Below are 14,022 nucleotides of genomic sequence, written 5' to 3'. Positions count from 1 at the left end.
AGCCGGGGCGCCCATACTGCTCCTCCCCCGCCCCCCCCCCTCGCCCCCCCCCCCCCCCCCCCCCCCCCCCCCCCCCCCCCCCCCCCCCGGTGGGGCGCCCCGGGTCAGGCGGTGGGGGTGTTCTTCTTGCGGCGGAAGAAGAAGGCGGCGGCGCCGCCGAGGACGACGAGGGCGATGGCGATGCCCGCGATCATCGGGGTGGCGCTGCTGCTACCGGTCTCGGCGAGATCGGTGCCGCCCGTGGTGCTGCCGGAGGTGGCGGGGCTGGGGGCGTTGGTGGGGGTGGCCGTCGGGGTGGGGCCGGGGGTGGTGGCGGTCTTGCAGTCCAGGACGCCCTCGAAGGTCTTCACCTGGTCGTTGGGCAGGGTGATGTCGATCTTGTACTTCTGGTCCTCCTGGACGGGGACCGTGACGGTCTGGGACTTGCCGGGCGCGACCGTGTAGCTCTTGCCTTCGAGCTCGAAGGTGAAGTCCTCGTCGCCCTGGTTGGCGGCGGTGACGTCGACCCCGTTCTTGGCGCAGACGACCTGCGCGGACAGCGCCGGGATCGGGCCCTTCTTGGCCCAGGACAGGGTCGCCGCCGCGGTGACGGTGGTGCTCTGCGAACCGGCGAGGATCTGCGACTGGCTGGAGGTGTCCGTGGCGGAGAAGGCACGGCCGACGGATATCTCGGTGGTGGCCGCGACGGTCACCGGGGCGGTGCCGTCCGCGGTGCCCGCGGGGACGTCGAAGTAGAGCGCGGTGCCGTTCTTGACCGGACCGCTGATCGCCTTGCCGTCCTTGTCGACGATCTTGACGCCCGCCGGGGCGTCGGCGCCGAGCTTGACGTCGACCGCGTCGGCGGTGGTGTGCACGGTCACCGGACCGAGCCGGTCGCCGGACTTGCCGGAGACGGCGGGCGGGTCGAGCGTCACCGAGGGCTTGGGCTCCTCAAGGGTCTGCGCGTGGCTGTCCAGGTACTCCGCGAGCGCCTTGGCGTCGCTGTCCTTGGCCTGCACGTTCACCCCCGGGTCGGACAGGTGCCAGATCGCCACCTGCGTACCGGCCGCGGCCAGGCCCGGCGTGAGCGGGTGGTCGAGGGTGACCCCGGCGGCCTTGAGGGTGTCCGTGACGCCCGCCACGTCGACCTTGGGGTAGGAGTTGTTGAGGATCCAGGCGATCTTGCCCGCGTCCTTGTTGTCCTTCAGCGTCGAGTTGTCCCAGGTGACCTCGTTGTAGGTCGCCTTGTCGACGGTGTGGTGATTGAAGTCGATGCAGTACGTCTCGATGCTGCCGCCACCGGTCACGGCCATCGAGAAGAGTCCGGCGGTGACGTCGTACTCGTCCTTGGCACCGGGGTTGACGACGGCCTGGTCGGCCTTGTCCTTCTCGATGCCGCCGAGCACGGCGGTGGCGCCCGTGGCCGACGGCGTCGTGCCGTCGTTCGGGGCGGCGTCGGCCGCGCCCGCGCCCGCCATCACGCCCGCCGCGAGCAGGCCCGTGGCGATGCCGGCCGCCGCGAGGCGGGCGGCGCCCCGCCTGTAGGTCTTGAACATGGATTTCCCCTCCGGGCAAGGCGCGTTGGTCGTTCAGAGGATCGCCTTGCCTGCGCAGTTCCGGCCCCCGTGCGTGCTGAACGAGGAGATCCTAGGAACCAGGCGTCACACGCTCACCAAGAGAGTCCCCGCAGCGCCTTTTCGAATCCCAATCGTTATCGGCACAATTGCATGATTCCGTGTTTGTCGATAAGTCATCGACAGAATTCATCCCGGGAAATGCCGCCGAAAGCGGATACTCCGGATACTCAGGGCGCCGCCGCGGGAACGGGCGGCGCCGGATCCGGCCGGGCGACCACCGGCGGCGTCTCGGCCGTGTTCCCGACCGCGTTCCCCACCACGGCCCCCGCCGCTCCGGACGCGGACGCGGCCCCCGCCCCGGTCATGCTCGCCGCGACCCGGCTGAACCGCGAGACGCCCCGCGCCAGGTCGTGCCCGACCGCCACCGCCTCGATCTCCGCGGTCAGATAGCGCCGACCCTCACGCTCCTCCTCACGGATCCTCAACCGCCCCTGGACGAGCAAGGGTTCACCGACTCCGACCGATTCCTTCACATGCCAGGCCAGCGTCCGCCACGCGCACACCGTGTAGAAGCTCGTGGCCCCGTCCGTCCACGCGCCGCGCTCGGCGTCCCACCGGCGCGAGGTGGTCGCCAGCCGGAAGCGGGTGACGGCCACACCGGTCGCGGTCTGCCGGGTCTCCGGCTCGGTGGCCACATTTCCCACCACGGTCACAAGCGTCTCGTTCATTTCTCTGCCCTCCCTGCCGATCGCGCCCCTCGCGGGACGCCGTAAGGACATCGTGCAGGAATTCGACCAGGCATGGAGAAACCGGCCGGAATCTGTGGATTACCGGCCGGTTGTGGATAACTTCGTCACTCGGACGAGTGGTCTCCCAGAGAAGTGCGGACGGAATGCGCCGCGTGCGCGGAATGTGCCCCGGCGACCACCGCGTACTGCTCGCGCACCTCGCGGTACCGCATCAATTCGGCCGCCACCGGTTCGAGCACCCGGGCCCTGCCGCAGTCCGCCGCCGCGTCCCGCAGCCGCCGCTCTGCGGCCTGGCCGTACCGCCGGGCGGGCCCGCGGGCCGCGAACCGGCAGGCACCGGCGAGGGCCGGGCCGCCGAGTCCGCCGACCGCGATCATCACGACCGGCAGCCACCACGTCAGATCGAGCGAGCCCACCGCGACCGAGATCAGGCAGACCGCGCCTGCCACGGCCAGCGCCATCAGCAGCCACTGCGCGCCACCGGCCGCCGACCACCAGCCGGGCCGCTCCGGCGCCCCCGGCCGCGCCCGCGCCGCCGCGCCGTCCAGCGCCTCCGGCAGCCCGTCACCGCCGCGCCGGGCCGCGTCACGTACCGCCTGCGCCCAGGGCGCGGGCAGCCCGCGGGACGCGTCGGCCGCCACGCCGCGCACCGCCTCGTCGACCACCGGCCGGGACGCGGACAGCCCGCCGCCGCCCGTACGGGTCGCTCGTACGGGTGAACCCTGCGCCGGGCGCTCACCGCGGGAACCGGCGCCGACCGCGGCCCGTTCACCGATCAGCCGACCCCACGGCGTACCGCAGGCCCCCTCCGCCGCGCCCGCCCAGTCCCGTTCCGCCGACTGTCCTGCCCCGGCCGCGCCCACCGCGTCCGCGAGCCGGTCCACGAATTCCTCGCGCGCCGAGTCCGTGAGCCCGGCGCCGCCCTCGCCGACGTAGAGCGGGTGCAGCCTGCTCGCCGTGCGGTCCATGTCGGCCGCCAGCCGCCTTCCGGCCGCCGCCCGGTCGGTGACGAGCTGGGCCAGTACGGCGCGCAGGTCCGCGACGCCCTCGCCGGTCAGCGCGGACGCGGAGAGCACCACGGCGCCGTCCTCGCCGTGCTCGCCGACCGCGAGGCCGTCCTCGTCCAGCAGCCGCCGCAGGTCGTCGAGGACCAGGTCGACCGAGTCGCCGGGCAGCCGGTCGATCTGGTTGAGCACCAGCACGGTCACGTCGGCGTGCCCGGACAGCGGGCGCAGATAGCGCTCGTGCAGGGCCGCGTCGGCGTACTTCTCCGGGTCGAGCACCCAGACGACGACGTCCACCAGGCCCAGCAGCCGGTCCACCTGATCGCGGTGGCCGGTCGCAGCCGAGTCGTGGTCGGGCAGGTCGATCAGGACGAGCCCGTCCAGGCTCTCCGCGCGCCCGGTGGCGCCGTCGGCGGCGAAGGCGCCCTCGGTCCCCGACAGCTCCTCCGACAGGTCCCCCGGCCACTCCCCCGCCGCGTCCAGCGCGCCGCGCCTGGCGTAACGGTCCTGCGGTGCGATCCCCAGCCGGTCGAGCAGCCCGGCCGCCCGCTCCGGCTGCCAGGCGCAGGCGACCGGCTTCGCGGTGGTCGGCCGCCGTACGCCGGTCTCGGAGAGCGCGAGCCCCGCCAGGGCGTTGAAGAGCGTGGACTTCCCGCTGCCGGTCGCCCCGGCCAGCGCCACCACCGTGTGGTCGAGCGACAACCGCCGCCGCTCGCCCAGGCGTTCCAGCAGCTCGCCGGTCTCGGCCAGCGCGTCCGGGCTGATCCGCGTCCTGGACAGCCCCAGCAACTCGCCGAGCGCGTCCACCCGCACGGTCAGCGCGTCCGTAGCGCTCTCCCGCCCCTGAGCGACCGACGAAGAAACGGCGGACGGAGAAGCGGACGACGCGGAGGACGACGGGCCCGGGACACGTCCCGGCCCGTCCCCCGCCGCGTCCGTGGACCCGCTCGCCGCCGATCGTGCCGAACTGCCGGTCGTCGTGGCCACCGTGGTCACCTTTCCCTCTGGAGTACGGACAGCGCCGCGATCAGCGACGCCTGCTGCCGCGCGGTCACGTCGTAGCCGTCGACCGGGGCCAGCCGCCGGTCCCGCTCGGCGCGCAGCAGCCCTGCGACGGCGTCGTCCAGCCGGTCGCGCGCGGTGTCGCGCAGCCGCAGCGCGGCCTGTACGCCGACGGTCTCGGCCAGGCGCTCACCCGCGGCGCTCCCGCGCTTGCCGCCGAGCAGCGCGGTCGCCAGCAGCGCGGCCACGTCCTCGGGGTCGACGGGCGGCCGGTCGGCGTCGCGGGCGGCCCGCGCCTGCGCGTAGGACAGTTCGGTCAGACCGCGGCGCCAGCGGCGTACGCCCTTGTCGATCCGGGCGGCGACGGCGACGCGGTCGCGGTCGGGCCGCGCGGAGGGCTCGCCGAGCAGCGCCGATCCGGCGCGGTCGCGCTGCCAGTTGGCGACGACGCGTTCGTCGGCGGCGTCGGTCTCGGTCCGCAGCAGGGCCGCGAACTCCTCGGCGAGCGCGTGCTGGAGGGCGTCGGGGCCGCACGCGGGGTAGCCCTGCCAGTGCGCGAGGGCCTCACCGGCCAGTGGGACGCCCGCGCCGATCGCGGTGTCGATCCGCTCCCCGGCCTGTTCGTACGCGTCCTCCGCGCCGCGCGCCAGGCGTACGGCGGCGGCGTGCTGGGCGGCGGAGGCGGAGGCGAGGGCGGGCAACCGGCCGCGCAGGGAGTCCAGTACGCCGACGGCGGTGCGCTGGGCCGCGTGCTGGCGGGCGGCCGGGTCCTGGGCGCAGTGCGCGAGCCATTCGCGCAGCGCGGCCACCGCGGTCTGCGGCAACAGGCCGCCGCCGCCCGCGGATTCGGGCAGTTCGGGGACGGTGAAGCGGGGTACGTCGCCCAGGCCCGCCTTGCCGAGCAGCGCCGCGTAGTGCCTGCCGACGTCGTCCGCGATCTGGTGCGGGACGCGGTCGAGGACGGTGGCGAGCGTGACGTCGTACTCCTTGGCGGTGCGCAGCAGATGCCAGGGCAGGGCGTCGGCGTAGCGGGAGGCGGTGGTGACCAGGACCCAGATGTCGGCGGCGCAGATCAGCTCGGCGGCCAGTTCCCTGTTGCGGGTGACGAGGGAGTCGATGTCGGGGGCGTCCAGGAGCGCGAGGCCGCGGGGCAGGCTGTCGTCGGTCTCCAGGCGCAGTTCGGCGCGCCCGGATTCGCCGCGGTCGGTGCGGTCGCCCCGGCCGCGCCGGTCGTCGCTCCGGTCGTCGCTCCGGTCGCCGCTGTCGCCCCGGCCCGGCCTGCCGCCCCCGGCCGCGCCGCCCGGACCCACCCGTTGGCGTACCGCCCAGGCCCTGTTGAGGCCCGGCAGGACGCGCGGGTCCGCGAACCAGGCGCGGTCCTCGGGGTGGCAGACCAGCACCGGGGTGCGGGTGGTCGGCCGGAGAACCCCGGATTCGCTGACGCGGCGGCCGACAAGGGAGTTGACGAGGGTCGACTTGCCCGCGCCCGTCGAACCGCCCACGACGGCCAGCAGAGGGGCCTCGGGCGCCTTCAGCCGGGGCACCAGGTAGTCGTCGAGCTGGGCGAGCAACTCCTGTCGGGTACGCCGGGCGCGGGCGGCTCCGCGCAGTGGGAAGGGGAAGCGTGCGGCGTCGACGCGGTCACGCAGCGCGGACAGCGCGTCGAGCAGCTCGGGCCGTACGTCCAAGATCGCCACACCCGCAGAATGCCCCATATTGGAGCATTTTTGAAGCGTATTTCGGGTAAATCACCCCATTCGGCCCGCACTACATGAAATGGGGCGGCCCATGGTGTCGATGGGGCAGAATGAGCCATCGGCATAACGAGTGCACAACAGCAGCGATCCGAGGCGTCAAAAGCGATGCACGTTCTGCACATGCCTGCGATTATCGGACCACTTCACCGAACCTCCACAACGTGTCACGCGGGTGAAGCAACCGGCGGCAGGCATGTAGCGCCCTATCCTTGACCTCGGTACAAGGTCACGGAACCACCCAGGGGCGGAGACAGCCGCGGCCACTGTCCGGCCCCCGTAGCTCAGTGGATAGAGCAGGCGCCTTCTAAGCGCTTGGCCGCAGGTTCGAGTCCTGCCGGGGGCACTCCTATCCGAACGGACCCTTCGGCCCGTCCCAGGATATTTCCGCAGGTCGGCCCTTTCAGCGCTTCCGTCGAACCGGTGCCGCGGCAGACGGAATGCCACCGCCCTCATGTCCGGGAAGTCCGGTTGATGCTGGCTGGATCCGGCCATCTACGGCCGGCCGTCCCGCATGCTTGCCCGCCTCGCCCTCGAACTCGCCCACCACGCCACGCGGCCGCCGACCGGCGAGGACACCGGGCTCAACTCCTCGTCCGAATCAGCGGGTCTGATCGGTCGGTCGGATCAGGATCTCGTTGACCGCGACGTGGTCGGGCTGGGTGAGCGCGTACAGGACGGCGTCGGCGATGTCCTCGGCGTTGAGCGTCCGCATCGATTCGGCATAGGTCTTGGCGTAGTCCCGCAGGGCGGGGTCGGTGATGTGGGTGAGCAGTTCGGTCGCGACCATTCCGGGTTCGACGACGATCACCCGTACGCCCTGGGCGGTGACTTCCTGCCGCAACGACTCGGCGAAGGCGGTGACGCCGAACTTGGTGGCGGCGTACACACCGCCGCCCGCCGACGCGGTGCGCCCGGAGGTCGAGGAGATCTGGACGACGGCGCCCCTGCTTTCCAGCAGGTGGGGCAGGGCGGCATGGGCGGTGTACATCGATCCGAGCAGGTTGGTGTCGACCATGCGGCGCCACTCGGCGGTGTCCGCGTTCAGGATCGGTCCGTTGAGCATGACGCCCGCGTTGTTCACGAGGGCGTCGAGGGTGCCGAAGCGGTCGACGGTGGCCGCGACCGCGTCCTGTACGGACTGACGGTCGGTGACGTCGAGCTCCAGGACCAGGAGTTCACCCGGCGCCTCCTGCGCGAGCGACGTCAGACGGTCCGCCCGGCGCGCTCCGACAGCCACCCGGGCGCCCGCCTTCGACAGGGCGAACGCGGTGGCCCGGCCGATGCCCGAGGAGGCGCCGGTGACCAGTGCGGTCCTGCCGTCAAGGGTGCTGTTCATGTCTTCCTCCGGTGGTGCGCCGCGAGGACGGCGCGTGATGAAGCGGCGGTGATCCGCGAGGCGTCATGGCGACGGCACGGCCGACCCGACAGAAGGTGACCGCCGATGGGCGAGATCGCCCAGCGTGCCGGACTCGCCAAAGGCACCGTGTTCCGGCACTTCGCCTCGAAGGAGGACCTGCTCGCGGCCATCATGCTGCGACTTCTCGACCGGCTGACCGGCATGGCGGAGCGCCTCGCCGACGCGGACGACGCGGCGCGGGCACTGGCGGAGTTCATGGCCGACGGCGTCGGGGCGCTGGCCGCCGACCGCGCCTTCTGTGAAGTGATCGGACGCCCCTCGCTGGATCACACCGGGGTGCGGGACGGGATCGGCCGCCTCCGCGACGCGGCCGACGTGCTCACGGCCAGGGCGCAGGAGCAGGGCACCGTCCGCGGGGACGTCACGGGAACGGACATCGTGCTGCTCCTCGCGGGCATCCATCAGACGGCGGCGCCCCTGCTGGCCGCACAGCCCCAGGCGTGGCGCCGCTACCTCGAACTCGCCCTCGACGGGCTCCGTGCCACCGGCGCCCGTACGCTGCCGCATCGCCCGGACCGCCTGGACCTCGGCGAGAACGCCGCCGCGCGGTCCTGACTCGCGGACCCTGGCTTTCTGTCGCCCGGCCGGACGCCTACCCGGAGATCACCGGAGACGAGGCCGTCAAGGGTCTGGTCACCGTCCGTGGCTCCACACCGCGGGCCTACGCGTCCTCTGCCCCCTGACTGCCCGACTTGCCTCTGACACTGATGTCAGGTTTTAGCCTGGTCGATGTCAAGGCACACCAAGCCGTCGGGACGAACAAGGCAGGACATCATGCGCGCAGCCCGGTACCACGAGTACGGCGGTACGGAGACCCTCACGGTCGAGAAGGTCCAGGACCCGCTGCCGGGTCCCGGAGAGATCCGCGTCGCCGTCGTGGCGGCCAGCGTCAACCCCGTCGACTGGAAAGTGCGCAGCGGGGAGGTGCGCGACGTACTCCCAGTGGACCTGCCCGCGATACCTGGCCGCGACGCCGTGGGCCTGGTGGACATGATCGGGGAGGGCGTCACCGGAGTGAGCGTGGGCGACCGCGTCTTCGGGCTGGGCGGAGTCACGGGGGCGACGGCGGAGCTGGCCGTCCTCTCGGCGTGGGCGCCCGCGCCCGCCGCGTGGACCGACGAGCAGGCGGCCGGGGCGGGTCTGGTGTCCGTGACGGCGCTGAGCGGGCTCAAGGCGCTCGGCCCGCTCGCGGGACGCACCCTGCTCGTCGAGGGCGCCGCCGGAGGCGTCGGCGGCGCGGCGGTCGAGATCGCGGTCGCCCTCGGAGCCATCGTGATTGGAACCGCCAGTGAGCGCAACCACGCCTTCCTCACCTCACTCGGAGCCCTTCCCACCACCTACGGTGCCGGCCTGTCGGAACGTCTCGCCGACCTGGCCCCGAACGGGGTCGACCTCGTACTCGACGCCGCCGCCTCCGGCTCCCTCCCCGACCTCATCGAGATCGCCGGCGACCCCGCCCGCGTGCTGACGGTCGCCGACTACGCGAACGCGGAACGTCTGGGGGTCCGTATGGCCAACGCGGTGAACGATTCCACGCTTCTCGCCGAAGCGGCCGCGCTCGGCGAGCAGGGCCGGTACGCACCGCGCGTCGAACGGACCTTCCCGCTGGAGGAGATCGCGCGGGCCCATGCCCTCTCCGAACGCGGACATGTGCGGGGAAAGATCGTGATCCTCATCTGACGTCGGCCGTACGCGGTCCGAGGGGGCGCGGCTCCCCGGCGCCGTCGACGGTCTCGAATCCCGCCGCCCCCCTCGCGGGAACCTCCGGACACCGACCGGACACCGCCGGTACGGGCGGACGGCTCAGCTCAGTCCCGGCCCGAGACGGTGTCGGCGCGCCGGACGAGCTCCCGGAATCGCTCGCCCAGCTCATCGGTGTCCCGCAGGGGTGCGTCCGGCCCCGCCGCGTCCTCCCACCACCGCGCTGACGCCAGGTCATCGAGGTCCGTGGCCACGGCCGCGGCCACGCCCGCCAGGCGCGCCCGGTACTCGTCCTGTTGGGGGCCCAGCTCGCTGGCGACGGCAAGCATCGAGGCCGCGTCGGTCAGGCGCCCTTCGCCGCGGGCCGCCTGCGCGCACTCGGCGAGGACCGCGGCCACCGAGAACTCGCTGCCCAGCTCCCGCGCCGTGGCCGCGGCGGCGCGCCAGTGCCGCGCCGCCGCGGACCGGTCACCGCGCAGCAGCGCGCCGTCCCCGCGGCCGATGAGCACGTGCACAGCCGCCCACACGTCGCGTTCGACGTCGAGGCGCGCTTTGACGTGGGCCTCCGCCCTGGCCAGCAAAGACACCGAAGCGTCGAAGTCCTCCAGACGCAGCGCCGCCGCCGCCGCGAAGATCGCCGCTTCCGCGGCCAGCGAGGTGTCGTCGATCCGCTCGGCCAGCCGCATCGCCCGCTCCGCGGTGGCGAACAGGTCCGCGGCGACGCGGTGGAACCCGGCACGCGCCACCAGCCAGCGGGCCCGGCCCCGCTCGCTCAGGTCGTGCTCACGCAAGCGGTCGGCCCAGTCGAGCCCCTCGTGGGTGTGCCCGGTCATCCACAGCGGCAGCCACACCGACCACAGCAGTTCGGCGGCGTCGTCGTGCCTGCGGGAATCGACGAGGTGATCGAAGCCGAGCCGCAGCACATGGCGATCCGCCTCAACCTCCACGACGGCCGTCAAATCGCCGCGGCCACGGATTCGCGCACCCTGTTCGCGCGCTGCCCGCAAGGCCCATTGGGCCACGCTCCGACGGATGTGGTACCGGTCGTTCGGCCCGAGTGCCTCGAACACGTACCGGCGGACCGGTTCCAGCAGCCGGAACCGCGCGACCGGTCCCGCGTCGGCGCCGCGGGTGACCAGGGAGTGCTCGACCAACTCGGCGAGCGCGCCCACCGCGTCCGACGCATCCGGCGCGGCGACCGCCTCGACGATGTCGAGGGAGAAGCTGCCCGGGACCATGGCGAGCCGGGGAAGCAGTCGCCGCGCCGCGGGGCCGAGCATCCGGCAGCTCCACTCGACGGTGGCCGCCATGGTGCGTTGCCGCGCCGGCAGGTCCCGCGGGCCGGCCACGGGCAGATCCGCCAGCTGATCGACCCGCTTGAGCAGTTCCCGTGGTCCGAGTCGGGCGGCGGCGGCAGCCAGGAGCTCGATGGCCAGCGGCAGCCCGTCGGCCCGTCGGCACAGCAGCGCGACGGCGGCGTCGTCCCCGCTCCCGGTCGGCGGCGCGCCGGCGGCGGTGAGCCGCTCGCCGAAGAGCCGGACGGCTGCGGCCGGGCCGAGGGGAGCGATGCGCACCTCACGTTCCCGCCGCACCCGCAGCGGGACGCGGCTGGTGGCCAGGATCACCGCGTCGTGGGATGCCGTCAGCAGCTCGGCCAGCTGCGGGCCGCAGGCCGTGACGCGCTCCAGGTTGTCGAGGACGAGCAGAGCCGACGTGCCGGTGAGGTGCGCGGCGAGGCCGGTCACCGTGTCGCTGTGGGAGCCCGCGGAGCGGGACACGGCGGCGATGGCGTCGTCCGGGTCGGTGACGTCGGTCAGGTCCGCGAAGTACACGGCCCCCGGATGGTCCGCGGCCACCGCGTCCGCGGCCGCCAGCGCGACGGTGGTCTTGCCCACCCCGCCGGGGCCGGTGAGCGTCACCAGCCGGCCCGGCGCGGTGCGCAGGGCGGCGACGATCTCGGCGACCTCGCCGTCCCGCCCGATCACCGGGACGGCCGGGGGTGACGGCGGGCGGGGTGTCAACGTGCGGGCCGGCATTTCGGACGTCCCGTCCCCGGCCCGGCCCAGGATGGCCAGCAGCGCCATGCGGTCCGCTTCGCGGAGCTGGAGCGCCGAGGCCAGCGACCGCACCGTGTGCGGCTGGGGCCGGGTCCGCCGCCCCCGTTCCAACGCGCTGACCGCCTCGACGGAGAGTCCCGCGGCGGAGGCCAGCTCCTGCTGGGTCAGCGACCGGGCTTCCCGCAGGCCGCGCAGCATGGCCGCGAAGCTGGTCGTCTTCGGCCCCGGCCAGTCGTTCATGACTTCGATTATGCCTGTCAGGGCCGGGACGCCGTCCGGGCAGTGTCCGGGCGGTGTCAGGTCGCCCGGCGGCACCCCGGACCTCCATGCTCGACGGTGACAGAGCGAACCAGAACTAGGAGATCGCCGCATGCTCCCCCAGGCCCTCCACGCACTACGCGAAGCGATCAACTCCCACGTGCCGGAGCGGATCGCCGACTGCTTCACCGACGACTACGTGGCCGAACGACCGCTGCGACCGGCCGAGGGATTCGTCGGCTCCGACCAGGTCGCCGCGAACTGGACGAAGATCCTGGCCGGCTTGCCCGACATACGGGCCGAGGTCCTGCGCCATGCGCAGAACGGCGACGAATCGTGGTCGGAATGGGAGATGCGGGGCACCGCCCCGACCGGGGCGACGGTCGTACTGCGCGGCCCGGTAATCCTCACCGTCCGCGACGGACGGATCGCATGGGCCCGGTTCTACCCGGACCCGGTCACCACGGACGGCGGTCCGACCCACACCACCGTCTCCCGCGTGCTGCACGCCCCGGCCGAACAGATCTTCGCGGTGCTGCGCGACCCCCGGCGCCACGTCGAATTCGACGCCACCGGCCGCCTCAGGCACGCCGAAACCTCCCGCCCGGTGGACGCCGTCGGTGACACTTTCGTCATGGCCATGCACAGCGAGCTCGGTGACTACCGGACCGAGAACCACGTCGTGGCCTTCACCGAGGACCGTGTCATCGCCTGGGCGCCCGGCCACCCGGGGCAGCGCCCGCAAGGTCACCGCTTCACCTGGAAGCTCGCCCCGACCGGCGAGGGCCACACCGAGGTGACCCAGACCTACGACTGGGCAGCGGTCACCGACCCGGCAGTGGTGCCCCGCCTGCCGATGGTCTCCGCCGACGAGCTCGAGGGGTCGTTGACCCGCCTGGCCGCGGTCGTCCCACCCGCGCGCGACGTCGCGTCATAGCCGTATTCCGAGACCCGCGACTCAGTCTCGACGGCGACGTCGTCACAGCGGACATCGGACCCGCGGATCACCCGGCCGACCTGCCGTTCCTCGGTGGTTCGTGATCCGCGGGGTCCGATGGCCAGGTGGCGGGATCTCACGTGCCCGAGAAGGCGCGATCGCCAGTCTCAGGACGGAAAGCGAAGGCCAAACATGACATCTCATCGGTTGGCCCTGCCGGTCTTGCTGACCGGAACCTTCATGGGATTCCTGGACTCTTTCATCGTGATCGTCGGTGTTCCGTCGATCGCCGAGGACCTGAAAGCCTCGATTGCCGACACGCAGCTCGTTCTCTCGATCTACGTCGTGACCTACGGAGCGGCGCTGGTGATCGGCGGGCGGCTGGGAGACCGGTTCGGCCGGCGCCTGATGTTCGGCATCGGGATGGCGGCCTTCACGCTCTTCTCCCTGGGCTGCGCACTCGCTCCCAGCCTCCTGGTGCTCGTCGCCATGCGCGCGTTTCAAGGCTTCGCGGCCGCGGTGATGCTGGCCCAGGTGCTCGCCACGATCCAGGCGGTGTACGAGGGCGAGCCGCGTCGCCGTGCGGTGCTGGCCTATACGACGGTGCTCGGCGCTGCCGCGACGCTCGGTCAGCTGATCGGCGGCGGGCTGCTGGCCGTCGACATCGCCGGCGTGGGCTGGCGTGCGCTCTTCGCGATCAATGTGCCGATCGGCCTTGCCGCGCTGCTTCTCGTCACCAGGGCGATCCCGGAGACGCGCGCGCCCGAGCCGGTGCCGGTCGACGTGCTCGGCGGCGGCGTACTGGCCGGCGCATTGATCCCGTTGCTGCTGGGCCTCGGCCTCGGGCCCGACCACGGCTGGCCCTGGATCGCGTGGGTGCTGCTCGGCGCGGGTGCCGTGATCGCGACGGCGATGCCCGGAGTTGAGCGCCGGGCCGCCGCTCCGCTGCTGTCGAGGCAGCTCCTGCGACAGAGGTCGATCCGGCTCGGGCTCGTCGCCACCGTGGCGTTCTACGTGGGCAACAGCGCGACTTTGCTGGGAATGACCTTGTACCTGCAGGAGGGGCTCGGGATCGGCGCGCTCGGAGCGGGGCTGGCGTACCTTCCGCTCGGCGTGGCGTACATGGCGACGACTCTCGCGGCCCGTCGGCCCGGTGCCCCCACCGGTCCCCCGGCGATGCTGTGGGGCTCACTGGTCATGTTCGCCAGCCTCGTCGCCGCGATCTGCGCCGCGCTTGCCGGAGCGGGAGCGGTCGTCATCGCGCTGATGACGGCGGGCTTCGGCGCGGGGATGGGCTTCGCCTACCCGGCGATCATCGCCTCCGTACTCGCCCGTGTACGGGAAGGGGACGAGGGCGCCGCGTCGGGTGTCCTGCTCACCACCACGCAGGTGGCCAACGCGGTGGGTTTCGCGCTCGTCAGCGCCGCCTGGAAGGCCACCGGCTCCTTGGCCGCGTCCCTGTCCATCGCTGCCGTTCTCCTGACCGGTGTCGCCGCGGTCGGGCTCCGGCTGCGCTCCGGGGACACCGGCAAGCAGCCTTCGTCCCGCCTTGAGCCGAGCGAGACGTCGTGACCCCGCCAGGAA

At 72.9% G+C, this 14,022-nt stretch carries 10 protein-coding genes and 1 tRNA gene; 5 read left to right on the top strand and 6 right to left on the bottom strand.

Annotation, left to right across the window (positions count from 1 at the left end; genetic code table 11):
• Window positions 1-104: 104 nt before the first annotated feature.
• The 4 genes from ACZ4EF_RS15940 to ACZ4EF_RS15925 all read right to left on the bottom strand — a co-directional run bounded on the left by ACZ4EF_RS15940 (window position 105) and on the right by ACZ4EF_RS15925 (window position 5,999).
• Window positions 105-1,535, bottom strand: coding sequence for an LAETG motif-containing sortase-dependent surface protein (locus ACZ4EF_RS15940; RefSeq protein WP_467504921.1), 1,431 nt, complete (start codon window positions 1,533-1,535; stop codon window positions 105-107).
• Window positions 1,536-1,783: 248 nt separating this feature from the next.
• Window positions 1,784-2,284, bottom strand: coding sequence for a single-stranded DNA-binding protein (gene ssb, locus ACZ4EF_RS15935; protein ID WP_467504919.1), 501 nt, complete (start codon window positions 2,282-2,284; stop codon window positions 1,784-1,786).
• Between the two features lie 125 nt (window positions 2,285-2,409).
• Complete coding sequence (locus ACZ4EF_RS15930; protein ID WP_467504917.1) at window positions 2,410-4,296, bottom strand: dynamin family protein; 1,887 nt, start codon at window positions 4,294-4,296, stop codon at window positions 2,410-2,412.
• 5 nt (window positions 4,297-4,301) lie between these two features.
• Window positions 4,302-5,999, bottom strand: coding sequence for a dynamin family protein (locus ACZ4EF_RS15925; protein WP_467504970.1), 1,698 nt, complete (start codon window positions 5,997-5,999; stop codon window positions 4,302-4,304).
• 339 nt (window positions 6,000-6,338) lie between these two features.
• Between ACZ4EF_RS15925 and ACZ4EF_RS15920 the strand changes: the two genes are divergently transcribed.
• A tRNA-Arg gene (locus ACZ4EF_RS15920) sits at window positions 6,339-6,411 on the top strand.
• A gap of 255 nt (window positions 6,412-6,666) precedes the next feature.
• On the opposite strand, the gene ACZ4EF_RS15915 is transcribed toward ACZ4EF_RS15920, so the two are convergent.
• On the bottom strand, window positions 6,667-7,404 hold the full coding sequence (locus ACZ4EF_RS15915; RefSeq protein ID WP_467504915.1) for an SDR family NAD(P)-dependent oxidoreductase: 738 nt from the start codon (window positions 7,402-7,404) through the stop codon (window positions 6,667-6,669).
• 105 nt (window positions 7,405-7,509) lie between these two features.
• Between ACZ4EF_RS15915 and ACZ4EF_RS15910 the strand changes: the two genes are divergently transcribed.
• Together ACZ4EF_RS15910 and ACZ4EF_RS15905 are read left to right on the top strand one after the other, a co-directional pair.
• Window positions 7,510-8,040 carry a TetR/AcrR family transcriptional regulator gene (locus tag ACZ4EF_RS15910; RefSeq protein WP_467504913.1) on the top strand — a complete coding sequence of 177 codons (531 nt, stop codon included), beginning with the start codon at window positions 7,510-7,512 and terminating at the stop codon, window positions 8,038-8,040.
• Window positions 8,041-8,259: 219 nt separating this feature from the next.
• Complete coding sequence (locus ACZ4EF_RS15905; protein ID WP_467504911.1) at window positions 8,260-9,165, top strand: NADP-dependent oxidoreductase; 906 nt, start codon at window positions 8,260-8,262, stop codon at window positions 9,163-9,165.
• Window positions 9,166-9,293: 128 nt separating this feature from the next.
• Here the strand turns inward: ACZ4EF_RS15905 and ACZ4EF_RS15900 are convergent, their stop codons facing one another.
• Window positions 9,294-11,483, bottom strand: coding sequence for an ATP-binding protein (locus tag ACZ4EF_RS15900; protein ID WP_467504909.1), 2,190 nt, complete (start codon window positions 11,481-11,483; stop codon window positions 9,294-9,296).
• A 130-nt stretch (window positions 11,484-11,613) separates the two neighbouring features.
• On the opposite strand from ACZ4EF_RS15900, the gene ACZ4EF_RS15895 reads away from it, so the two are divergent.
• A complete protein-coding gene (locus tag ACZ4EF_RS15895) occupies window positions 11,614-12,438 on the top strand; it encodes a nuclear transport factor 2 family protein (RefSeq protein WP_391160436.1) in 825 nt (274 codons plus the stop codon).
• A gap of 222 nt (window positions 12,439-12,660) precedes the next feature.
• On the top strand, window positions 12,661-14,010 hold the full coding sequence (locus ACZ4EF_RS15890) for an MFS transporter (RefSeq protein ID WP_355337120.1): 1,350 nt from the start codon (window positions 12,661-12,663) through the stop codon (window positions 14,008-14,010).
• The last annotated feature ends 12 nt before the right edge of the window (window positions 14,011-14,022 follow it).

It is taken from the genome of Streptomyces sp. NPDC025721, assembly GCF_055558595.1.
The sequence above is the reverse complement of the archived record's forward strand: the minus strand, read 5'-3'. Positions and strand labels throughout refer to the sequence as shown.

Excerpts from the sequence above, each read along its gene's own strand:
- ACZ4EF_RS15905 (WP_467504911.1), top strand. The coding sequence starts at position 8,260 with ATGCGCGCAGCCCGGTACCACGAGTACGGCGGTACGGAGACCCTCACG.
- ACZ4EF_RS15940 (WP_467504921.1), bottom strand. The coding sequence starts at position 1,535 with ATGTTCAAGACCTACAGGCGGGGCGCCGCCCGCCTCGCGGCGGCCGGC.
- ssb (WP_467504919.1), bottom strand. The coding sequence starts at position 2,284 with ATGAACGAGACGCTTGTGACCGTGGTGGGAAATGTGGCCACCGAGCCG.
- ACZ4EF_RS15900 (WP_467504909.1), bottom strand. The coding sequence starts at position 11,483 with ATGAACGACTGGCCGGGGCCGAAGACGACCAGCTTCGCGGCCATGCTG.
- ACZ4EF_RS15895 (WP_391160436.1), top strand. The coding sequence starts at position 11,614 with ATGCTCCCCCAGGCCCTCCACGCACTACGCGAAGCGATCAACTCCCAC.
- ACZ4EF_RS15915 (WP_467504915.1), bottom strand. The coding sequence starts at position 7,404 with ATGAACAGCACCCTTGACGGCAGGACCGCACTGGTCACCGGCGCCTCC.
- ACZ4EF_RS15910 (WP_467504913.1), top strand. The coding sequence starts at position 7,510 with ATGGGCGAGATCGCCCAGCGTGCCGGACTCGCCAAAGGCACCGTGTTC.